Origin of the sequence: Azospirillum oryzae, from assembly GCF_900177515.1 — a bacterium.
Classification (GTDB): Bacteria; Pseudomonadota; Alphaproteobacteria; order Azospirillales; family Azospirillaceae; genus Azospirillum; species Azospirillum oryzae_A.
This window is the reverse complement of sequence record NZ_FXAK01000007.1, coordinates 2,382,426-2,404,701: the sequence shown is the minus strand read 5'-3', so window position 1 is coordinate 2,404,701 and position 22,276 is coordinate 2,382,426. Positions and strand designations below refer to the sequence as shown.

Annotated in this window: 16 protein-coding genes; 11 read left to right on the top strand and 5 right to left on the bottom strand. The window is 68.8% G+C overall.

The window, feature by feature from the left end; all coding sequences use genetic code 11:
• Positions 1-10 precede the first annotated feature (10 nt).
• Both fmt and truA read left to right on the top strand, forming a co-directional pair.
• Positions 11-955 carry a methionyl-tRNA formyltransferase gene (fmt, locus tag B9N97_RS23830; RefSeq protein ID WP_085090740.1) on the top strand — a complete coding sequence of 315 codons (945 nt, stop codon included), beginning with the start codon at positions 11-13 and terminating at the stop codon, positions 953-955.
• 5 nt (positions 956-960) lie between these two features.
• A complete protein-coding gene (gene truA, locus B9N97_RS23825) occupies positions 961-1,698 on the top strand; it encodes a tRNA pseudouridine(38-40) synthase TruA (protein WP_085090156.1) in 738 nt (245 codons plus the stop codon).
• Here truA and B9N97_RS23820 read toward each other — a convergent pair.
• Entirely contained in the window at positions 1,692-2,576 is an 885-nt protein-coding gene (locus B9N97_RS23820) for a LysR family transcriptional regulator (RefSeq protein WP_085090155.1), read from the bottom strand. The genes truA and B9N97_RS23820 overlap by 7 nt on opposite strands.
• Positions 2,577-2,661: 85 nt before the next feature.
• Here B9N97_RS23820 and B9N97_RS23815 point away from each other — a divergent pair, with 85 nt between their 5' ends.
• Entirely contained in the window at positions 2,662-3,267 is a 606-nt protein-coding gene (locus tag B9N97_RS23815; RefSeq protein WP_085090154.1) for a cysteine hydrolase family protein, read from the top strand.
• A 37-nt stretch (positions 3,268-3,304) separates the two neighbouring features.
• Here the strand turns inward: B9N97_RS23815 and B9N97_RS23810 are convergent, their stop codons facing one another.
• Complete coding sequence (locus B9N97_RS23810) at positions 3,305-4,915, bottom strand: ABC transporter substrate-binding protein (protein ID WP_085090153.1); 1,611 nt, start codon at positions 4,913-4,915, stop codon at positions 3,305-3,307.
• A 216-nt stretch (positions 4,916-5,131) separates the two neighbouring features.
• On the opposite strand from B9N97_RS23810, the gene B9N97_RS23805 reads away from it, so the two are divergent.
• Together B9N97_RS23805 and B9N97_RS23800 are read left to right on the top strand one after the other, a co-directional pair.
• Positions 5,132-6,151, top strand: coding sequence for an aspartate-semialdehyde dehydrogenase (locus B9N97_RS23805; RefSeq protein ID WP_085090152.1), 1,020 nt, complete (start codon positions 5,132-5,134; stop codon positions 6,149-6,151).
• A gap of 216 nt (positions 6,152-6,367) precedes the next feature.
• Positions 6,368-7,675, top strand: coding sequence for a branched-chain amino acid ABC transporter permease (locus B9N97_RS23800; RefSeq protein WP_085090151.1), 1,308 nt, complete (start codon positions 6,368-6,370; stop codon positions 7,673-7,675).
• 52 nt (positions 7,676-7,727) lie between these two features.
• Here B9N97_RS23800 and tyrS read toward each other — a convergent pair whose 3' ends face one another.
• The gene (gene tyrS / locus B9N97_RS23795) at positions 7,728-8,996 is read right to left on the bottom strand and encodes a tyrosine--tRNA ligase (RefSeq protein ID WP_085090150.1); all 1,269 of its coding nucleotides are present in this window, start codon (positions 8,994-8,996) and stop codon (positions 7,728-7,730) included.
• Positions 8,997-9,384: 388 nt separating this feature from the next.
• Here tyrS and bfr (B9N97_RS23790) point away from each other — a divergent pair, with 388 nt between their 5' ends.
• Both bfr (B9N97_RS23790) and bfr (B9N97_RS23785) read left to right on the top strand, forming a co-directional pair.
• Entirely contained in the window at positions 9,385-9,867 is a 483-nt protein-coding gene (gene bfr, locus B9N97_RS23790) for a bacterioferritin (protein ID WP_085090149.1), read from the top strand.
• A gap of 14 nt (positions 9,868-9,881) precedes the next feature.
• The gene (gene bfr, locus B9N97_RS23785; protein WP_085090148.1) at positions 9,882-10,361 is read left to right on the top strand and encodes a bacterioferritin; all 480 of its coding nucleotides are present in this window, start codon (positions 9,882-9,884) and stop codon (positions 10,359-10,361) included.
• 163 nt (positions 10,362-10,524) lie between these two features.
• Here the strand turns inward: bfr (B9N97_RS23785) and parA are convergent, their stop codons facing one another.
• Positions 10,525-11,169, bottom strand: coding sequence for a ParA family partition ATPase (gene parA / locus B9N97_RS23780; RefSeq protein ID WP_085090739.1), 645 nt, complete (start codon positions 11,167-11,169; stop codon positions 10,525-10,527).
• 114 nt (positions 11,170-11,283) lie between these two features.
• Between parA and B9N97_RS23775 the strand changes: the two genes are divergently transcribed.
• The 3 genes from B9N97_RS23775 to leuC all read left to right on the top strand — a co-directional run bounded on the left by B9N97_RS23775 (position 11,284) and on the right by leuC (position 15,354).
• On the top strand, positions 11,284-12,279 hold the full coding sequence (locus B9N97_RS23775) for an L-threonylcarbamoyladenylate synthase (RefSeq protein WP_085090147.1): 996 nt from the start codon (positions 11,284-11,286) through the stop codon (positions 12,277-12,279).
• Between the two features lie 111 nt (positions 12,280-12,390).
• Positions 12,391-13,809: an FAD-binding oxidoreductase gene (locus B9N97_RS23770; protein ID WP_085090146.1), complete on the top strand. Its 1,419-nt coding sequence runs from the start codon at positions 12,391-12,393 to the stop codon at positions 13,807-13,809.
• Positions 13,810-13,950: 141 nt separating this feature from the next.
• Entirely contained in the window at positions 13,951-15,354 is a 1,404-nt protein-coding gene (gene leuC / locus B9N97_RS23765) for a 3-isopropylmalate dehydratase large subunit (RefSeq protein ID WP_085090145.1), read from the top strand.
• 72 nt (positions 15,355-15,426) lie between these two features.
• Here the strand turns inward: leuC and B9N97_RS23760 are convergent, their stop codons facing one another.
• Positions 15,427-19,143: a DUF3971 domain-containing protein gene (locus B9N97_RS23760; RefSeq protein ID WP_085090144.1), complete on the bottom strand. Its 3,717-nt coding sequence runs from the start codon at positions 19,141-19,143 to the stop codon at positions 15,427-15,429.
• A 111-nt stretch (positions 19,144-19,254) separates the two neighbouring features.
• Between B9N97_RS23760 and B9N97_RS23755 the strand changes: the two genes are divergently transcribed.
• A complete protein-coding gene (locus B9N97_RS23755; protein WP_085090143.1) occupies positions 19,255-22,263 on the top strand; it encodes a bifunctional [glutamine synthetase] adenylyltransferase/[glutamine synthetase]-adenylyl-L-tyrosine phosphorylase in 3,009 nt (1,002 codons plus the stop codon).
• The last annotated feature ends 13 nt before the right edge of the window (positions 22,264-22,276 follow it).

The window sequence follows — 22,276 nt, the reverse complement described above, 5'->3', positions numbered from 1 at the left end:
CGAATTAATGATGACCCCGCTCCGTCTCGTCTTCATGGGCACGCCGGACTTCGCCGTGCCCAGCCTTGCCGCGCTGATCGAGGCCGGGCATCAGGTCGTCTGCGCCTACAGCCAGCCGCCGCGCCCGGCCGGTCGTGGCCAGCAGGTGCAGAAATCCCCCGTCCATCGCTTCGCCGAGGAGCACGGCATCCCCGTGCGCACGCCCAAGAGCCTGCGCAACGCCGAGGCCCAGGCCGAGTTCGCCGACTTGAAGGCCGATGTCGCGGTGGTCGCCGCCTATGGCCTGATCCTGCCGCAGCCGATCCTGGACGCGCCGCGGCTGGGTTGCGTCAACGTGCATGGCTCGCTGCTGCCGCGCTGGCGCGGAGCGGCGCCGATCCAGCGCTCCATCCTGGCCGGCGATGCCGAGACCGGGATCACCATCATGCAGATGGACATCGGGCTCGACACCGGCGCCATGCTTTCGAAAGAGACGGTGGCGATCACCCCCGCCACCACCGCCAGCAGCCTGCATGACGATCTGGCGGCGCTCGGCGCCCGCATGATCGTCCCGGCGCTGGAAGGTCTGGCCGCCGGCACGCTGGCCGCCGTGCCGCAGCCGGAAGAGGGCGTCACCTATGCCGCCAAGCTGACGCGCGAGGATGGCCGGCTCGACTGGACTCAGCCCGCCGCTTACGTCGAGCGGCAGGTCCGGGCGCTGACGCCGTGGCCGGGCTGCTGGTTCGATGCGGCCAACGGCGAGCGCATCAAGGTGCTGGCCGCCGAACCGGCGACCGGCACCGGCACGCCCGGCACGCTTCTGGACGAGCGGCTGACGGTCGCCTGCGCCGACGGTGCGGTGCGGCTGACCAAGGTGCAGCGGCCGGGCAAGGCGCCGGTGGATGGCGCGGCCTTCCTGCGCGGCTTCGCGCTGGCGGTCGGCCAGCCGGTCTCGGCGCAAGCCGTCGCGGACTGACCGCCGTGCAGCGCTGGAAACTGACCGTCGAGTATGACGGCCGTCCCTTCGTCGGCTGGCAGCGCCAGGACAACGGCCCCTCCATTCAGCAGAGCCTGGAAGAGGCGGTGCAGCGCCTGTCGGGCGAGGTGGTGCGGGTCCATGGCTCCGGCCGCACCGACGCCGGCGTGCATGCGCTGGGGCAGGTCTGCCATTTCGATCTTGAAAAGCCCTTCACCGGGCTGAAGCTGCGCGACGCCCTGAACTTCCACCTGAAGCCGGCCCCCATCGCGGTGCTGGAGGTGGAGGCGGTTGCTGAGGACTTCCATGCCCGGCTGACCTCGACCGGCCGCGCCTATGTCTACCGCATCGTCAACCGCCGGGCGCCGCTGGCTCTCGATGCCGGCCGGGCGTGGCACGTCACCCGTCCGCTGGATGCGGAGGCGATGCACGCGGCGGCGCAGGTGCTGGTCGGCCAGCATGACTTCACCAGCTTCCGCGCCGCGCTGTGCCAAGCGAAGTCGCCGGTGAAGACGCTCGACCGGTTGGATGTGGAGCGCCAGGGCGAGGAAATCCGCGTCCATGCCGCCGCGCGCTCCTTCCTGCACCATCAGGTCCGCAACATGGTCGGCACGCTGGAACTGGTCGGCGCCGGCAAATGGAGCGCGGACGACGTCCGCCGCGCGCTGGAGGCCCGCGACCGCGCCAAGGCCGGGCCGACCTGCCCGTCGGACGGGCTGTATTTCATGGCGGCGCGTTACTGAGCGACGGCGCCTCCCGCCAACCGCTCCTTCCCGGCGGTGAAGACCGCCACCAGATGCTCGATCACCGCCCGCACCCGCGGCACCTCGCGGCGGTCGCGGTGGACCAGCAGCCACGCCTCGCGGGTTAATGGTGGGCCGGGCAGCGGGCGGCGCTCCAACCCCGGCACGCCGTCCGCCAACATGCAGGGCAGGAAGGCGATGCCGAAGCCGGCGACCGCCGCCGCAAGCTGGCCCTGCACGCTGTTGGAGCGGAAGGCGACCCGCCGGCCACCGCCATGGCGGTCCAGCCACAGCGCCTCCGGCAACTCCGCCATCGACTCGTCATAGGCAATCAGCGTGTCGGGGGCGTCCGGTGCGGCGTACAGCCCATAGCCCAGCGTCGCCAGCCGTCGCCCGACCAGATCGCCGCGCTGCGGCCGGGCCAGCCGGATCGCCAGATCGGCCTCCCGCCGGGCGAGGCTGAGGGTGCGGTTGTCGACGAGGATTTCCAGGTCCAGGGACGGGTTGGCCGCCCGCAGCGGCCCCAGCCGGGGGATCAGGAAGATGTCGGCCAGCCCCTGGGTCATGGTCAGCCGCACGCTGCCGGTCAGCCCGGCGGCGTCGCCCTCGCAGCGGCGGATCGCCTGCGCCCGCTCGTCCATCGCCTCGGCCAGGGCGCGGACGCTCTCGCCCTCCTGGGTCAGGACATAGCCGTCGGGGCGGCGCTCCATCAGGCTGCGGCCGAGCGTGGTTTCCAGCGCGGCGAGCCGGCGCCCGACCGTGGCGTGGCTAAGCCGCAGGCTGCGCGCCGCCGCCGACAGGCTGCCGGCGCGCGCCAGTTCCAGGAAGACGCGCAAATCGTCCCAGTCGAGCGGGCCTGTGAATTTCTGAACAGTCATCGTGCAAGGATAATGGATGGCCGCGCATCGGTGAACGGGGCAGCATGACGCCCATCACCATTCAACGACAGCGGAGCATCTCCCGATGACGACCCTTCCCGCCCGGACCCTGCGCCAGATCGTCGGCGCGCCGAGCACGCCCGCGCCGCTCGACAAGGCGGTTCTGGTGCTGATCGATCTGCAGCGCGAATACACCGACGGCGCCCTGCGGCTGTCCGGCGTCGATGCGGCGGTGGAGCGGGCGGCGGAGTTGCTTGCCCTTGCCCGCGCCAACGGCGTGCCGGTAATCCACATCGTCCATCACACCGCGGCAGGCGCGCCGGTGTTCGACCCGACCGGGCCGATGGCGGAGATCGTCCCGGCGGTTGCCCCGCGTGACGGCGAGCCGGTGATCGTCAAGAAGCTCGCCAACGCCTTCGCCGGGACGGATTTGCAGACGGTGGCGCGCGATACCGGGCGGACGGAGATGATCGTCGCCGGCTTCATGACCCACAACTGCGTCAGCAGCACCGCGCGGTCGGCGGTGGATCATGGCTGGCGGGTGACGGTCGTGGCGTCGGCCACCGCCACCCGCGACCTGCCGGACGGCAAGGGCGGCGTGGTGCCGGCGGCCGACATCCAGCGCGGCGTGCTGACCGGCCTGTCCGACAGCCTCGCCACCGTGGTGGAGGACGCGCGGGCTTGGGGGTGAGACGGGAGGGGGCGCGGTCGGCGCCCCCGCCGCATTCTTACTTCTTCTCGGCCTTCCAGTAGTAGTTGGTGTCGAAGCTCGGGCCCCAGACGAGGCCGGTGACGTCCTTGCGCTCGGCCACCATCTCGGTCTGCTGGAACATGATGACGAAGGGCGAATCGGCCAGGACCGAGCGCTGCAGTTCCTCGTACATCTTGGCGCGCTTGGCGCTGTCGCGTTCCTCGACCGCGGCGGCGGTCTTCTTGGTCAGTTCCGGAATGTCCCAGGCGTTGCGCCAGGCCAGCGGCTTCGACTTGGCGTCGTCGCTGTTGTCGGGGTTGGAAGCGAAGGTGTCGGCGTTGGAGTTCGGATCCTGGTAATCCGCGCCCCACTGCTGGATCATCAGTTCATGGTTGCGGGCGCGGAACTTGGTCAGCACCTGCTTGCCGTCGCCGGGGATGATCTCGATCTTCACGCCGGCCTTGGCGGCGCTGGCCTGGATCGCCTGGGCCATGTCCTGGGTCGGGTTGGTGTTGCGCACGTCCATGCTGACGGTGAAGCCGTCGGGATAGCCGGCCTTCGCCAGCAGTTCCTTCGCCTTGGCCGGATCGTACTTGTAGGGGTTGTCGTTGACGGCGCCCAGGAAGCCCTTGGGCAGGAAGGCCTGATGGACGGTGCCAATGCCGTTCATGATCGAGCCGGCCATGCCGTCGTAATCGACCAGATACTTGAAGGCCTCGCGCACCTCGGGCTTGGCCAGGGCGGGGACCTTCTGGTTCAGGCTGAGGTACCACAGCGTGCCCTTCGGCGCCTGGACCAGACGGATGGCGTCGCTGGACTTCAGCGGTTCGAACTGCTCCGGCTTCAGGTTGCGCGCGACGTCGACATCGCCCTTCTCCAGCAGCAGGCGCTGGGTCGCCGGTTCCGCGATGTGGCGGATCAGCACGCGCTTCAGCTTCGGCGCGCCGCGCCAGTATTTCGTGTTGGCGTCGAAGGTCAGCAGCTCGCTCGGCTTCCACTGCTTCAGGATGAAGGGGCCGGAGCCGGCGGAGTTGGTCTTCAGCCAGCCGGCGCCGAAATCGCCGTCCTTCTCCTTGCTCTTCACCAGCTTGGAATCGATGACCGACGCGACGTCGGCGGTCAGGCAGTAGAGCACGAAGGTCGGGGCATAGGCCTTGTCGGTGGTGAAGACCAGCGTGTGCGGATCGGTGGCGCGCACCATCTGGTCGACATTGTCCGGGGTCAGGCCGAACTGGGTCAGGATGAAGGCCGGTCCCTTGTTCATCTTCACCGCGCGGGCGAAGGACCATGCCACGTCGTCGGCGGTCAGCGGGTTGCCGGAATGGAAATTGATGCCATTGCGGATCTTGAAGGTGAAGGTCTTGCCGTCGGGCGACACGGTCCAGCTTTCGGCGACCTCGCCCTCGATCTTGCTGACGTCGTTGACGTCGAAATGGATCAGGCGGTCATAGACCTGGGCGCTGTATTCCGCGCCCGACAGCTCGAAGATCTCGCCGGGGTCGAGGCTGACGATGTCGTCGAACTGCCACGCCATCACCAGCGCATCCTTGGGCGTGGCGGCCATGGCGGGGGCGGTGAGGCTGACGAGGGCGAGAGCGGCGGCGCCGAGAACGGTCTGGGCAATAAGGCCGCGCCTGAAGCTGGTCATCCGTGAAGTCTCCCTGGAGGCCCGTTCGGGCACTGTTGAGGGGTGAATCTTCCTGCTGCCTTCCCCGGTATGTCAATCCGGCAGATTGGCCGTTTCCGCCCCGCCTGCCGTTTCCGCCCGGGACGGGTTGCAATTCGTGGGGAAAGCGCCTAGCTCCTATCGCCCCCCGGCACCATTCTTGTATTCGCGGACATTCGGCAGAAGGAAACCACCGTCATGGGCTATACCGTCGCGGTCATCGGCGCCACCGGCAATGTCGGGCGCGAGATCCTGCAAACGCTGGCCGAGCGGAAGTTCCCGGCCGACAAGGTCATCGCCCTCGCCTCGGAAAAGTCGATCGGCCAGGAGGTGTCCTATGGCGAGGACGACATCCTCAAGGTCCAGGATCTGAACAAGTTCGACTTCCATGGCGTCGACATCGTCCTGTCGTCGCCCGGCGCCAAGGTCTCGGCCGTGCATGTGCCGCGTGCCGCCGCCGCCGGTGCCATGGTGATCGACAACACCTCGCACTTCCGCATGGACCCCGACGTGCCGCTGGTGGTGCCGGAGGTGAACCCGGAGGCGCTTGCCGGCTATCGCAAGCGCGGCATCATCGCCAACCCCAACTGCTCCACCATCCAGATGGCGGTGGCGCTGAAGCCGCTGCACGACCGTTACAAGATCCGCCGCGTCGTGGTGTCGACCTACCAGTCGGTGTCGGGCGCCGGCAAGGAGGCGATGGACGAGTTGTTCACCCAGACCCGCGCCATCTTCGTCAACGACCCCATCGCCAAGAGCGTCTTCCCCAAGCAGATCGCCTTCAACGTCATCCCCCAGATCGACGCCTTCATGGAGGACGGTTCCACCAAGGAAGAGTGGAAGATGATGGTGGAGACCAAGAAGATCCTCGATCCCAAGATCAAGGTCGCCGCCACCTGCGTCCGCGTTCCCACCTTCATCGGCCATGCCCTGTCGATCAACATCGAGACGGAGGAGCCGATCAACGCCGAGGAGGCCCGCGTCATCCTGCGCGCCGCCCCCGGCGTGTCGGTGGTCGACCAGCAGACCAGCGACGGCTATGTCACCCCGGTCGAGATCGCCGGCGACAACCCGGTCTTCGTCAGCCGCATCCGCGACGACTTCACGGTGGAGAACGGCCTGTCCTTCTGGTGCGTCGCCGACAACCTGCGCAAGGGCGCGGCGCTGAACGCCGTGCAGATCGCGGAACTGCTGGTGCGGGATTACATGGTGGAGTGACGGGGTAGGCTCAGCTCTTGCCCCCTCCCTAACCCTCCCCCGCCTTCGGCGGGAGAGGGAACTGCCGCCGCTTTGGCACATACATCACGCCAACAAGCATTCGGCCCCCTCTCCCTCGAAGAGGGGGAGGGATGGGGAGGGGGCACCCGCGCGACCACCTTCCCACCCTCCCAAATTGTCGGTAGGCTGAACCATCCCACCTGACCGGGCGGTTCCGTGCCTCGCATCCTGCCGCTGTTGTGCCTCGTCCTGCTGCTCACCGGGTGCGGTGTCGATGCCGACCAGGATGCGCTGTGCCGGAAGCTGATCCCGGCCTTCGACGACGGTCCCGTCACCGGCCTGTCCACCCGCGCTTACGCCGAAGACAAGCGGGTGCTGCGCATCGATTACCGCAGCGGCGGGCAGGCGCACTGGATCGCCTGCCGCTTCGCCGGCACCTCGATGGAAGAGGGGCGGCGCACCCTGGTCGCGGTGGCCACCGACCGCAACGGCTGGCTGACCGGCATCCGCTTCGCCATGCTGCAGCAATGGCTGCGCATCCGGCCGCCGCGCGATGCCGTCGGCGGGGTGGTGGAGATCGACAGACCGCAGCCGACGCGCTGGACGCCCGTCCTGTTCCTGGTCCAGCAAATCATCAACGCCGCCACCGTCGCCTGCGTCTATGGGCTGCTGGCGCTGGGCTACACCCTGGTCTACGCCATCCTCGGCCAGATCAATCTGGCGATGGGGGAGCTGACGATGATCGGCGCCATGCTGACGGCGATGGCGGCGGCCGGGTTGGGCATGGCCGGCTGGGCGACATGGCCGCCGGCGCTGCTCGGCGTGCTGGTGCTGGTGATGGGCTTCACCGCGGTGCAGGGCTGGACGATGGACCGGCTGGTCTTCCGCCGACTGCGCGGGGTGCGCAGCCACACGCCGCTGATCGTCGCGGTCGGGCTGTCCATCGCCTGTCAGGAGGGGGTGCGGCTGCTGCACGGCGCGCGCGACTGGTGGCCGGCGCCGGTAATGACCGGGCGGTACGACCTGCTGAGCGATGGGGCCTTCACCGTCACCGCCCTGACGGCGCAGCTGGCGATCCTGGCGCTGACCGGCGGGCTCTATGCCTTGCTGTGGGGCATCATGCAGCGCACCGCCTTCGGCCGGGCCCATCGCGCCTGCACCGACGACATCGCGGCGGCGGAGCTGGTGGGGGTGGACGTCAACCGGACGGTGGCGGCGACCTTCGCCATCGGCGGCGGGCTGGCCGCGGCGGCAGGGGCGGTGATCGCGCTGTATTATGGTGGGGTGAGCTTCTTCACCGGCTATCTGATCGGCTTCAAGGCGCTGGCCGCGGCGGTGGTCGGCGGCATCGGATCGGTGCCGGGGGCGATGCTGGGCGGCGCCCTGCTGGGGTTGGTTGAGACCTTCTGGTCGGCCTATTTCGCGCTCGCCTACAAGGACATCGTCGCGTTCGGGCTGCTGACGCTGTTCCTGATCTACCGGCCGCAGGGACTGATGGGGCAGGCGCGGGGCAGGGGAGATTAGGCGGGAGGTGCCGGCCGGCGACTCAAGGCCCCGGCCGGCACCGTGACCCTGCTTACCCCACCTTCACCAGCGCATGCCGCTTCTTGCCGGCACTGAGCTTGACCACGCCGTCGGCGTTCAGGTCCGCCGCCGTCGCCTTCGCCGTCTCGTCGGCGATCGGCCCGTCGTTCAGCTTGGCCCCGCCGCCCTTGATCAGGCGCCGCGCCTCGCCCTTCGACGCCGCCAGACCGGCCGACACCAGCAGATCGACCACCGGCAGGCCGGCCTCCAGATCGGCGCGGGCGACCTCGATGCTGGGCAGCCCCTCGGCCGCGGCGCCTTCCTCGAAGGCGCGGCGCGCGGTCTCGGCGGCCTCCAGCGCGGCCTCCTCGCCATGGGCGAGCCTGGTGACCTCGTTGGCGAGGATCTTCTTGGCCTCGTTGATCTCGGCGCCCTGCAGGCTTTCCAGCCGGGCGACCTCGTCCAGCGGCAGCTCGGTGTAGAGGCGCAGGAAGCGGCCGACGTCGGCATCCTCGGTGTTGCGCCAGTACTGCCAGAAATCATAGCTGCCGAGCTTGTCGGCGGTCAGCCACACCGCGCCGGCGGCCGTCTTGCCCATCTTGGCGCCCGACGAGGTGGTTAGCAGCGGCGTGGTCAGGCCGAACAGCTCCGCCCCGTCGGTGCGGCGGCCGAGTTCGACGCCGTTGACGATGTTGCCCCACTGGTCCGACCCGCCCATCTGCAAACTGCAGCCATAGCGCCGCTTCAGCTCCACGAAGTCGTAGGCCTGCAGGATCATGTAGTTGAATTCGAGGAAGGTCAGCGGCTGCTCGCGGTCCAGCCGCAGCTTGACCGACTCGAAGCTCATCATCCGGTTGATGGTGAAATGCCGGCCGATGTCGCGCAGCAGCGGGATGTATTTCAGCTCGTCCAGCCAGTCGGCGTTGTTCGCCATCACAGCGTCGGTCGGACCGTCCCCGAAGGTGAGATAGCGGCCGAAGATGCGCTTGATGCCCGCCATGTTGTTGGCGATGACCTCGTCGGTCAGCAGCTGGCGCGCCTCGTCCTTGCCGGACGGATCGCCGATCTTGGTGGTGCCGCCGCCCATCAGGACGATCGGCTTGTGGCCGGTCTTCTGCAGCCAGCGCAGCATCATGATCGGCAGCAGGCTGCCGACATGCAAGGAGTCGGCGGTGCAGTCGAAGCCGATATAGGCGACGATCGGCCCCTTCTGCGCCCGCTCGTCCAGCGTGGCGAGATCGGTGCACTGATGGATGAACCCGCGCTCCTGAAGGGTGCGCAGGAACTCCGAAGAGGGGGCCGAGGGGGTGGTCGTCGTCATGGCCGCAATCCGGCTGTCGTTGAAATGAAGGGCGAGGAATTCCCGCGGTCTGTTACCACGGAACGGCCACTGCCTCAATGCGGCGGCCGGATCGGGGTGGCGGGAACCGGCGCCGCCGCCGGCCTGTTTTCCGGCTCAAGCATCGCTGCGCTGCCGCAAGTCAAATCCCATAAGTCATGCCGGGGATTTCCCTCATTTCCTTCCCAATCGCAATTGACATTGATTCGCAAAACAGACATCCGGCCTTGACTGTATTTTGTGCAGCTCGCCACCAGCCCAAATGATAGTGACTATCAACTACATTTTTGTTTTCGCAGGAGATTTTTATTGTGCGATTCCTTCGTTTGTGACAAGGTGCGACAAATTATCCATTCAGGAGCATCCCACCATGCAAGGCGATCAAGGGGTCCTGGACCGTTTGAACAAGCTGCTTACCGGCGAACTGAGCGCGGCCGACCAGTATCTGTCCCATGCGCGCAGCATGGAGGACATGGGCCTCAAGGCGATCGCCGAGCGCATCTCGCACGAGCGGGAAGAGGAACTGGAGCATGCCGACAAGCTGATCCGCCGCATCCTGTTCCTGGAAGGCACGCCCGACGTCGCCAGCCGCGACCCGATTCACATCGGCAAGACCGTTCCGGAGATGATGCGGAACGACCTGAACCTGGAATATGAGGTGGTGGCCGCCCTGAAGGAGGCAATCGCCTATTGCGAGCAGGTGAAGGATTACGACACCCGCCGCATCCTGCTGGAACTGCTGGTCGACACGGAAGAAGACCACGCCCACTGGCTGGAGCAGCAGCTTGGCCTGATCGACATGCTCGGCGTGCAGAATTACCTGCAGTCGGCCATGGGCGGCTTCCCGACCTGAGCGGAGGACGGATCATGAAAGGCAACAGCGACGTCATCGCCCAGCTTCAGATCGTCCTGAAGGACCAGCTGACGCAGATCAACCAGTATTTCCTGCACGCCCGCATGCTGAAGAACTGGGGCGTCAGGGCCCTGGGCAAGTGGGAGTATCACGCCTCCATCGAGGTGATGAAGAGCGCGGACGAGATCATCGAACGCATCCTGTTCATCGAGGCGATCCCCAACCTCCAGGACCTCGGCAAGCTGCACATCGGCGAGGATGTGCCGGAGATCCTCTCCAGCGACCTCGCCGCCGAGCGCGAGGCCCGCGACCGTATCGCCAACGCCATCGCCGTGTGCGAGGAAAAGGCCGACTACGTGTCGCGCGACGAGCTGTCCGAACTGCTGGAGGAGTCGGAAGAGCGCATCGACTATCTGGAAACCCAGCTGAGCCTGATCGACGACATCGGGCTGCCGAACTACATCCAGTCGGCGATGGGCGAGTTCAAGGAGTGAGGTTGGGGGTGTCGGAGCTTTGCGGCGCTAGACCCCCACCCTAACCCTCCCCCGCTGGGCGGGGGAGGGGACAAGCGCTTGTTCGGGAGAGTGGCGGCAGTCCCTCCCCCGCCCAGCGGGGGAGGTTAGGTGGGGGTCTAACTCCCCTCAAAGACATCCCCCCTCAAACCCGCCCCAAAATCTCCTCGGCCAGCGCCTGCATTTCGGCCGCCGCCTGGGTCTTGCGTGCGGCTTCCGTCACCGACAGGCCGGTCATCAGCGTGCCGGCATAGGCGGTGCGGTTGCCGACTTGGGCCGCCGCCAGTTCCACCGCCGGCGGATCGACCAGTTCATGCACCTTGGCGATCAGTTCGTCGGCGATGCGGGCGCGCGGCGGCACGCGGTTCAGCACCAGCAGCAGGCGGCGCTTCTCCTGCGCCGCCAGATCGATGGTCGGATGCACCGCCCACAGATCCATCGGGCTCGGCTGCACCGGCGCAACCACCAGCGTGGCGGCACGGACGGCGATGCGCGCCTCCGTCTGGGCGTGCGGCGGGCTGTCGATCACCACGATGTCGTGGGCACGGGCCAGCTTCTCCACCTCGGCCTGGGTGCGCCAGCCGGTGATCTGCACATGGGTGAAGCCGGGCTGCCCACCGGTCGCCTCGGCCCGTACGGCGTGCCAGCGGGTCAGGCTGCCCTGCGGGTCGATGTCGACGGTGGCGACCCTGTACCCGAGCTGCGCCCAGGCAATGGCGAGGTGGGCGGCCAGCGTGGTCTTGCCGGCGCCGCCTTTCTGCTGCGCCACGGTGAAGACCTTGCCCGTCATGCCCGCACCCATCATGTTGTGTTGCTTGATTGCGCACTCCCCTCATAACCTTGGGCATGGCACCGGTGCAACCGCGCGAATTGACACCGGTGCTGCACGGGCTAGAAAGACGCCGTGACCGACCATTCCGCACCCGATACCGGTGAGAAGCGCCCGGCGCTGATCCCGGCCACCCCCGCCGGCATTGCTCGCGCTGCCGAGATGCTGCGCGCCGGCCGTCTGGTCGCCTTCCCGACCGAGACGGTCTATGGCTTGGGCGCCGACGCCACTGACGACCGCGCCGTGGCCGCCATCTTCGCCGCCAAGGGCAGGCCGCAGTTCAACCCGCTGATCGTCCATGTCCCCGATCTGGTCGCCGCCCATTCCTGGGGCCTGTTCGACGACCGCGCTCATGATCTGGCGACGCAGTTCTGGCCCGGCCCGCTGACCATGGTGGTGCCGCGTCCGGCCAACTCCGCGCTGTCGCTGCTGGTCAGCGCCGGGCTGGACAGCATCGCCATCCGCGTGCCCAACCACCCGGTGGCCCAGGCCATCCTGCGTGCCGCCGGCAAGCCGATCGCCGCGCCCAGCGCCAACCGTTCCGGCGCCGTCAGCCCGACCACGCCGCACCATGTGCTGGAAAGCCTGGGCGACCGGGTGGACGGCATCGTCACCGGCGGCAAATGCATGGTCGGGCTTGAGTCCACCGTCATCGACCTGACCGGCCCCGAAGCGGTGCTGCTGCGGCCCGGCGCCGTGCTGCCCGACGAGATGGAGCGGCTGATCGGCCCGATCCGCCTGTCGGCCGGCGACCCGACCGCGCCCAAATCCCCCGGCCAGTTGGAAAGCCACTACGCCCCGAATGCGGCGGTGCGCCTCAACGCCTCGTCGGCGGAAGAGGACGAGGCGTTCCTGACCTTCGGCCCCGACCGCTTCGTCTTCGGCGGCATCACCCGCCTGAACCTGAGCCTGGAAGGCGACCTGAACGAGGCGGCGGCCAACCTGTTCTCGCACCTGCGCAACCTGGACCAGAGCGGGGCGAAGCGCATCGCCGTGATGCCGATCCCGGAGGTCGGGCTGGGCATGGCGATCAACGACCGCCTGCGCCGGGCGGCGGCTCCGCGGAGCTAACGCACCGCGTGGCGGCTGGTCTGCGCAACAGTTGCATGGAAATGGGGGCGGCTAGATTGTAGAAGTGTCGCGCTTCGATGCGCCAACTTCCCTTCTGCCGGACCCCGCGCCATGACCAACATCGCCGCCGCTCTCGATCAGATCCGCGCCATCGTCGGCCCGTCCGGCATCCTCACCGACGCCGCCGACATGGCCCCCTACCTTGCGGAGTGGCGCGGGCGCTTCAAGGGCAACAGCCCGGCGGTGGTCCGACCGGCCAGCACCGAGGAAGTCGCGGCGGTCGTGAAGATCTGCGCCGAGGCCGGCATCCCCATCGTGCCGCAGGGAGGCAACACCAGCCTCGTCGGCGGCTCCATCCCCTACGAGGAGGGGCGGGAGATCGTGCTGAGCCTGTCGCGCATGAACCGCATCCGCGACATCGACACGCTGAACTACACCATGACGGTGGAGGCCGGAGTTGTCCTGACCAGCATCCAGGAGGCTGCGGCCGACGCCGACCGCCTGTTCCCGCTGAGCCTGGGGGCGGAGGGCACGGCGCAGATCGGCGGCCTGATCTCCACCAACGCCGGCGGCATCAACGTCCTGCGCTACGGCAACACCCGCGACCTCGTGCTGGGGCTTGAGGTGGTTCTGGCCGACGGCCGCGTCTGGGACGGCATGCGCCGGCTGCGCAAGAACAACACCGGCTACGACCTGAAGAACCTGTTCGTCGGCGCCGAAGGCACGCTGGGCATCATCACCGCCGCGGTGCTGAAGCTGTTCCCGCGCCCGCGCCAGTCGATCACCGCCTTCGTCGCCGTGCCGAGCCCCGCCGCCGCCATCGAGTTGCTGGCCCGCCTGCGCGCCGCCTCCGGTGACGCCGTGTCGGCCTTTGAGCTGATGTCGCGCCGCTGCCTGGATTTCGCCCTGAAGCACGTCGCCGGCACCATCGACCCGCTGTCGGAGCCGTCGCCCTGGTATGTCCTGACCGAGCTGACCGCCGGCACCCAGTCCGACGCCTTCCAGGAGACGGTGGAGACCGCGCTGGGCGAGGCGTTCGAAGCCGAACTGGCGACCGACGCCACGCTGGCCCAGTCGGACGCCCAGGCCAAGCAGCTGTGGTTCATCCGTGAGGCCATCGTCGAGGCGCAGAAGTTCGAAGGCGGCTCGATCAAGAACGACGTGTCGATCCCGGTGTCCCGCGTCGCCGAATTCATCGAACTGGCCGAGGCCGCGGTGGCGCAGGCTTGCCCCGGCATCCGTCCCACCCCCTTCGGCCATGTCGGCGACGGCAACATTCACTTCAACCTCAGCCAGCCCGAGGGCACCGACACCAAGGCCTATCTCGACCGCTGGGACGAGATCTGCCACGTGGTGAACGAGGTGATCTTCAAGCTCGACGGCTCGATCTCCGCCGAGCATGGCGTCGGCCGCTTCAAGAAGGACGAGATGCCGGTCATCAAGGGGCCGGTGGAGTTCGACATGTTGCGCGCCATCAAGGCGACGCTCGACCCCAAGGGCCTGCTGAATCCGGGGAAGATGCTGCCGTAAGGGCTTAGCGCGTCATAATATTGCGGGGGACAGGCTTGCGGCGAAAGACGTATGGCCGCGCTTGTCCCCGGCGCGACACAAGGCTATGGTGCGGCCTCCGATTGTTCTGCGCCTGTCGTACCGCGAGAGAGAGTTTTTCCGATGTCCAAGCCGCGCACTCTGTTCGACAAGATTTGGGACAGCCACGTCGTGCATCGCCAGGACGACGGCACCTGCATCCTCTATATCGACCGCCATCTGGTCCATGAAGTGACCAGCCCGCAGGCGTTCGAAGGACTGCGCGTCGCCGGCCGCAAGGTGCGGCGTCCGGAAGCCACTCTCGCCGTCCCCGACCACAACGTCCCCACCACTGACCGCTCCAAGGGCATCACCGAGGAGGAAAGCCGGATCCAGGTGGAGACGCTGGACAAGAACGCCCGCGACTTCGGCGTCCGCTATTTCCCGATGGACGACGTCCGCCAGGGCATCGTGCACATCGTCGGTCCGGAACAGGGCTTCACCCTGCCCGGCGCCACCATCGTCTGCGGCGACAGCCACACCGCCACCCATGGCGCCTTCGGTGCGCTGGCCTTCGGCATCGGCACGTCGGAGGTGGAGCATGTGCTGGCCACCCAGACCCTGCTGCAGAAGCCGGCCAAGAACATGCTGATCCGCGTGGACGGCAAGGTGAATCCGGGCGTCACCGCCAAGGACATCGTGCTGGCCATCATCGGCAAGATCGGCACCGCCGGCGGCACCGGCTATGTCATCGAATTCGCCGGCGAAGCCATCCGCGACCTGTCGATGGAAGGCCGCATGACCGTCTGCAACATGGCGATCGAAGGCGGCGCCCGCGCCGGCCTGATCGCCCCGGACGAGAAGACCTTCGAATACGTTAAGGGCCGCGCCCTGGCCCCCAAGGCCGGCGCCTGGGAGCAGGCCGTCCAGTATTGGAAGACGCTGCCGTCGGACGAGGGTGCGGTCTATGACGCCACCGTCGTGCTGAACGCCGCCGACATCGTCCCGCAGGTCACCTGGGGCACCAGCCCGGAAGACGTGCTGCCGATCACCGCGACCGTGCCGAACCCGGCCGAGATCGCCGACGCCGGCAAGCGCGCCGCCGTCGAGCGCTCGCTCGCCTACATGGGCCTGACCCCCGGCCAGCCGCTGACCGAGGTCAAGGTCGACACCGTCTTCATCGGCTCCTGCACCAACGGCCGCATCGAAGACCTGCGCGCCGCCGCCGAAGTCGCCAAGGGCCGCAAGGTCGCCGAGGGCGTGCGCGCCCTGGTCGTCCCCGGCTCGGGTCTGGTCAAGGAGCAGGCCGAGGAAGAGGGTCTGGACAAGATCTTCACCGAGGCCGGCTTCGAGTGGCGCGAGCCGGGCTGCTCCATGTGCCTGGCGATGAATGCCGACCGTCTGGCTCCCGGCGAGCGCAGCGCCTCGACCTCGAACCGCAACTTCGAAGGCCGTCAGGGCCGCGGCGGCCGTACCCACCTCGTCAGCCCGGCGATGGCCGTGGCGGCGGCGGTGACCGGCCATCTGGCCGACGTCCGCGCGCTGTAAGGCTGTCAGGTTTAGCTGCTGAAGGGGCAGGGTCGGGGTTCTCCCCCGATCCTGCCCTTTTTGCTTGAGGCCTCAGCGCGTATGCGCCTCCGGCGGCGCCTTGGTGTCGGGCATCGGCGTGCCGTCGCCGCCCAGGAAGAACAGGTTGCGCAGGAAACCCGGCGCCAGCACCGCCAGCGGGTTGACCGACACGTCCGGGTCGGACAGCGGTCCCTGCACATGCCAGGTGGCGGAGAAGATGCCCTGGCCCTCGCCGCCGCTCAGGATGTCGCCCAGCAGCGGGATCTGGCCGATCAGGCGGTTCAGGCCATAGACCGGGACGATGGTGCCCTGCAGGTTGGCGGTTTCCGTCTCCAGATCGATCTGCCCCTCCAGCGTCAGGCCGAGCGCCGAGCCCGAGGTGCGCAGGTCCTTCAGGTTCAGCAGCCGGCCCTCCTTGCGGAAGTCCGCGACCATGCGGCCGAAGGCGATGCCCTTGCCGCCGCCCAGCAGCTCCGCGAAGCCCGACGGCGAAATGGCGTTCAGGATGCGGGCCAGCGCCGGAACGTCGATCAGCGTGTAATCCCGGATCTCGGCCTTGCCGACGATGGCGGCATCGGCCCGCGGCTCGGCCGAGCGGCCGGTCAGGGTCAGTCGGCCGCCGCGCATGCGGTCGTTCAGATCCATCGCCTGCAGGGCGGAACCCAGATCCTCCGCATTGATTGCAAGGTCGTAGACGCCCTGCGGACCCGGCCGCCATTTCAGCGACACGCCGCCGCCCTCGCTGCGGCCGGTGAGGTCGAGCAGGGTCCAGGCGGAGGCGTTCCGCCGCATGGTTCCCGAGACCTGCCGCAGCCGCCGTCCCTCGCCGAACACAACCGAATCGAACTTGATAGCGACGTCCAGCGGTGTCTTGCGGCCGTCGTCGGTGGGGGAGGGCGGCTTCTTGGGCGGCGGTGCGACGGCGCCCTCGCCGGACGGCGTCTTGCCGGTCAGTCCGCGGGCGTCCAGGCTGGTGCCGGCGATGGTGCCGGCATAGCCGCCGGCCGGCCCGCCCGGCTTGGCGGGAGGCAGCACGGTCAAATCGGCGCGCAGGTCGGTCTGGCCCAGCTTGAAGCTGGGGGCCTGCACCCGCGCCACCCGCTTGCCGCCGTCGGCCAGTTCCAGATTGGCGACGGTCTTCAGCCCGCCGGCATCGACGGTCAGGTTGCTGATGCGGGTCGGGCGGTCCTTGTCGAACTCCAGCGTCAGTTTGCCGGTGCCGGGCTTTCCGGGGGGCTTGGCCCAGCCCAGCTCTTCGATCGAAAGGCGGGTCTTCTCCAGGTTCAGATTGCCGGTCAGCAGCAGCTTGTGCTTGCGGTCCACCGTGAACAGGATGTCGGCGCCGAAGGGACCCTGTACCCGGTCCTCCAGATCGATGCCGTGGGCGCGCAGATCGTCGGCGGTGGCGTCGCCCTTCACCGCGATGCGGGTGCGCGGACCCTTGGCGGCGCTGTCGAAGGACTCGTTCCAGTCGACGGTGACGGGAATGCCGTCCAGCTTGGTGGCGCCCTTGATCTGCATCGCCTTGAGGTCGAGCGCCAGCGACAGTTCGCCGTCGGTGGCATTCAGCCCGGCCGCGACCTTCTCCACCGCCACCTTGTGCAGCTTGCCGGCCACGTCGAGTTCAAGCTGCTCCACCTTCAGGTCGGCCAGCAGGGGGAAGGCAAAATGCAGCTGCGCCTCGGCGGTGCCCTGGGTGCGCTTCGGGTCCATCTCCAGCTTGGTCGGGTAACCCAGCGGCGGCATGTCGATCAGCGTCAGGATGGAGCGCACCGGCCCCTGGACCGGCAGGCGGATGTCCATCGTCTCCTTGCCGACATCCAGCCCGCCGATCACCACCTTGCCGTCGCCGATCTCGATGTCGCCGGACTTGGGGTCGGCGATCCGGCCGCCCTTGGTCTGGATGGTGAAGGTCTTGCCGTCGGTCGTCGCCTCCAGCCCCGCACCGGTGACCGGCGTCAGGTCGTGGAAATAGCGGACGCTGATGTCCTCCCCGGCCATGGTGGCGAGGAAGCGCCTCTGTTCGGGCGGTCCCGACCCGTCGAGTGGTATCGAGAGGTCCGCTTCCGCCCGCGCCTCCGTCACCGTCCCATGCGACAGGTTGCGGGTCACCCATTCCCGCGCGTTGGGACCGGCGACGGTCGGCCAATAGCGGTGCAGCTCGTCCAACGCGACGCCGCGGGCGGTCGCCTGCGCCTCCACCGCCATGCGGTTGCCCTGGCGCAGCGCGGTGCCGCTGGCCTCGACCTTCGGCTGCGGCCCGCCGGATTCGCCCAGCACCGCGTTCAGCCCGTCCAGTTCGATGCGGTCGAGGTCGCCATGCAGGCGCAGTTGGGCCGACTCGACCGGCAGCGGCCCTTCGAACAGGTCGGGGCGGAGCAACTGCCCGCGTCCGGCGGTGATGTCGGCCTTGCCGCCGGTCGGCTGCAGCGACGGGTCGAAGGCGACCTCCACCGTTCCCGACAGCGGCAGGTCTGCCGCCTTCAGCGGTTCCAGCAGCGGGGCGAGACCGGCGACGGCGGCGGGGGTGAAGCCGGTCAGCCGCGCGGTCGCCCGGCCGTCCTTGTCCGGTCCCTGCCGTCCCGACAGTTCCAGCCCGGCGGTCCGGCCGCCGGCGGTCAGCGACAGGCTGGCCCGGAGGTCGCGTCCGCCATCGGTCTCCACCAGTTCGCCCCGGCCGGTCAGGCCCAGCGGTTCGCCGCCGTCCGCCGCCGCCAGCGACAGGTCGTCGATCCGCAGCCGCCGGCCCGGCACGTCCAGGCTGCCGCGCAGTTCCAGGCTGCGCACGGCGACCGGCTCCGGCCGCAGGTCGGCGGGCAGGGCGACGGTGCCGGCGCCGCCGCGCAGGTCCAGATCGACCGTCATCGGTTCGAAGCGCGGGTCGAGCCGCGCCGAGACCGTGCCGGACAGCGCCAGCTTCACCGCCGACAGCGGCGCCAGTGCCGGCCCGACCTCCGCCAGCGCCGCCGGCTCCAGCCCGTCGACGGACAGGGTCAGGTCGGTGGTGGCGTCGGCGATGTTGTAATGGCCGGCGGCGGCGACGGTCACCGCCTGGGGCGTCGCTCCACCGCCGCCATTCCCGAGATCCAGCGTGACGCGGGCGCGGCCCTGGGCGCCCTGGGAATCGCGGGTCAGCACGATGTCCGCGCGGGTGGCGTGCCAGGACAGGTCGAGCATGCGGTTCTCGACCCGCAGGTCGGCGCCGACCACCGACAGCCGGCGCAGCAGCCCCAGCGGCCGGTCGATGTCGGGCGGGCGGCGCAGGCTGTCCAGCGCCTCGTCCATCAGGTCGGGACCGGCAGTGTCGGAGTTGCCGGTGGACTCGGCGTCGGCCCGCACGTCGAAGGCGAGGCTGCCGTCGGCGCGGCGCAGCACGGTCAGGCGCGGCCGGACCAGATCCAGGCGCGTCGGCGACAGCGTGCCGCGGAACAGGGCCGGGATGGAGAAGCCGATGCCCATCTCCGGCACCGCGGCCAGCTCCGCCCCCTCCGCATTCAGCGCCTGCACCCGGCGGGCGCGCAGGTCGAGACGCCGTCCGCCGGTGTTCTCAAGCCCGTCCTCGCCCTCCAGCGACAGCACCAGTTCGCCGATGTCGATGTGGAAGCGGCCGTCGCGGTCGCTCAGCGCCTGCTCGACATAGGGGATCAGCGGGTCGAGCGCGATCGGCCCCTGCGACAGCCGCCACGTGAACAGCCCGCCGGCGGCAAGCGCCACGGCGCCGACCCCGGTCAGCGTCAGGCCGAGGATCTTCGCGGTTCGGCGGATCATCGGGCACCGGCCGAGGGAGAAGAAGGAGATACGCGCGAATCGGCCCGATTGACCTTCCCGTCCGACACGTGCAGCTTTCTGCCCATGATTTGAGCAGGAAAGACGGTTGCCATGCCCAGCCCCATCGCGTTCTCAAGCCCCTTGCCGAAGCCCTTCGACGCCGCGCAGGCGGCGCTGGGGATGGAGCGCTGGCGCCAGCAGGCCGCCGCGGCGGAGCCGGAGATTCGCGCTTGGGCGGAGGCCTTCGCCGATTCGGAACCCGGCCGGGCGCTGATCGAGGCGGTGTGCGGCAACAGCCCGTATCTCGGCCACAGCCTGACGCGGGAGCTGCCCTTCGTCGCCCGGACGGTGCGGGACGGGTTCGACGACAGCTTCGCCGCCCTGATCGCCTCGCTCCATGCCGAGCATGGCGAGGAGAAGTCGATGGACCGGCTGATGGCGGGATTGCGGGTGGCGAAGCGGCGGGCGGCGCTGCTGATCGCGCTGGCCGACATCGCAGGCGCCTGGCCGCTGTTCCGCGTCACCGGCGCCCTGTCGGAGCTGGCGGAGACGGGGGTCCAGCTGGCCGCGAATTTCTTGCTGCGCCGCGCCGGGGAGGCGGGGACGCTGACGCTGCCGGATCCGCAGCGACCGTGGGTCGGTTCGGGCCTGATCGTGTTGGGCATGGGTAAGCTTGGCGGGCGCGAACTCAACTATTCCAGCGACATCGACCTGATCGTCCTGTACGACGACGCTGTTGTGCAGACGCCCCAGCCGGACAACCTCGCGCGAACCTTCATCAGGCTCGCACGCGATCTTGTCCGTATTATGGATGAACGGACCAAGGACGGCTACGTCTTCCGCACCGACCTTCGGCTTAGGCCGGATCCCGGAGCCACGCCGCTGGCGGTGTCCGTGTCGGCGGCCGAAATTTATTACGGCAGCGTCGGCCAGAACTGGGAACGCGCGGCGATGATCAAGGCCCGCCCCATCGCCGGCGATCCGGAGGCGGGGGCGTCCTTCATCCGCTTCCTGGAGCCCTTCGTCTGGCGCCGCAATTTGGATTTCGCCGCCATCCAGGACATCCATTCGATCAAGCGCCAGATCAACGCGCACAAGGGCCACCGCGAGGTGACGGTCAACGGCCACGACATCAAGGTCGGCCGCGGCGGCATCCGCGAGATCGAGTTCTTCGCCCAGACCCAGCAGCTGATCTTCGGCGGGCGCGACCCGCGCGTGCGCATCGCCCCGACGCTGATGGCGAACGAGGCGCTGCGCGATGTCGGCCGGGTGCCGCCGCAGACGGTGGAGGAGCTTGCCGGGGCCTATCATTTCCTGCGCCGTGTCGAACACCGCATCCAGATGATCGACGACCAGCAGACCCACCGTATTCCCGCCGACGATGCCGGAGTGGCGCATCTGGCGACCTTCCTCGGCTATGCCGACCCCGCCGATTTCCGGGCGGAGCTGCTGGCGACGCTGGGGCAGGTCGAGGACCGCTATGCCGAACTGTTCGAGGAGGCGCCGTCGCTGTCGGGGCCGGGCAATCTGGTCTTCACCGGCACCGACCCCGATCCCGGCACGGTGGAGACGCTGAGCGGCATGGGATTCGCCGATCCGGCGCGCGTCATCAACGTGGTGTCGGCCTGGCACCGCGGCCGTTACCGCGCCACCCGGTCGGGACGCGCGCGGGAACTGCTGACCGAAATGACGCCGGCCCTGCTGAGCGCGCTGGCCAAGACGCCGGCCCCCGATTCGGCGCTGATGAACTTCGACGACTTCCTCGGCAAGCTGCCCGCCGGTGTCGGGCTGTTCTCCCTGTTCGTCGCCAATCCCTGGCTCTTGGAGCTGGTGGCGGAGATCATGGGCATCGCGCCGCAGATGGCGAAGACGCTGTCGCGCAACCCGTCGCTGCTGGACGCCGTGCTCTCGCCGGACTTCTTCGATCCGCTGCCGGGCAAGGCGGACGGGCTGGCCGACGACCATGCCCGGGTGATGGCGCCGGCCCGCGACTTCGAGGATGCGCTGACGCTGGCCCGGCGCTGGACCAACGACCAGCGCTTCCGCGCCGGCGTGCATATCCTGCGCGGCATCACCGACGGCGACCGCTGCGGCGCCTTCCTGGCCGATCTGGCCGACATCGTCGTCCCCGACCTCGCCCGCCGGGTGGAGGAGGAGTTCGCCCAGCGCCATGGCCGCATCCCCGGCGGCGCCTGGGTGGTGGTCGCGATGGGCAAGCTGGGCAGCCGGCAGCTGACGATCACGTCCGACATCGACCTGATCGTCATCTACGACGTGGCGCCCGGTGAAGGGCCCCGCCTGTCGGACGGGACCAAGCCGCTGTCGCCGAACGAGTACTACATCAAGCTGACCCAGCGCCTGACCAACGCCATCACCGCGCCGATGGGCGACGGGCGGCTCTACGAGGTCGACATGCGGCTGCGCCCGTCGGGCAATGCCGGGCCGCTGGCCACCTCGCTGGACGCTTTCGTCAAGTATCAGGCCACCGACGCCTGGACCTGGGAGCATATGGCGCTGACCCGCGCCCGCGTGATCGGCGGCGATCCGGAGCTGGGGGACCGCGTGTCGGCGGCGATCCGCTCGGTGCTGACCGCGCCGCGTGATGCCGACCGGCTGCTGTGGGACGTCGCCGACATGCGGCGGCGAATCGAGAAGGAGTTCGGGACGACAAACGTCTGGAACGTCAAATACGCCCGCGGCGGCCTGATCGACATCGAGTTCATCGCCCAGTACCTGCAGCTGCGCCATGGGCACGAGCGGCCCGACATCCTGCACATCGGCACCGCCAAGGCGCTGGGCTGCGCCGCCCGGACCGGCGCGCTGGACCCGGAGGTGGCGGAGGACCTGGAAGCGACTCTGCGGCTGTGGCGGCGGGTGCAGGGCTTCCTGCGGCTGACCACCGCCGGGGTGCTCGACCCCAATCAGGTGTCTCCCAGCCTGCTGGCCGGTTTGGTCCGCGCCGCCTTTCCTGACGAGCGTGAGCCTGGCACTGTTGACTTCCCGGAACTGGACAACAGAATCCGTGCCGTTGCCGCCCGCGCCCATGGCCATTTCAAGGCCCTGGTCGAGGAACCGGCAGGCCGTCTGGCCCCACCCAACACCGCCACGCCTCCGGCCTGAGGACAGAGATCCC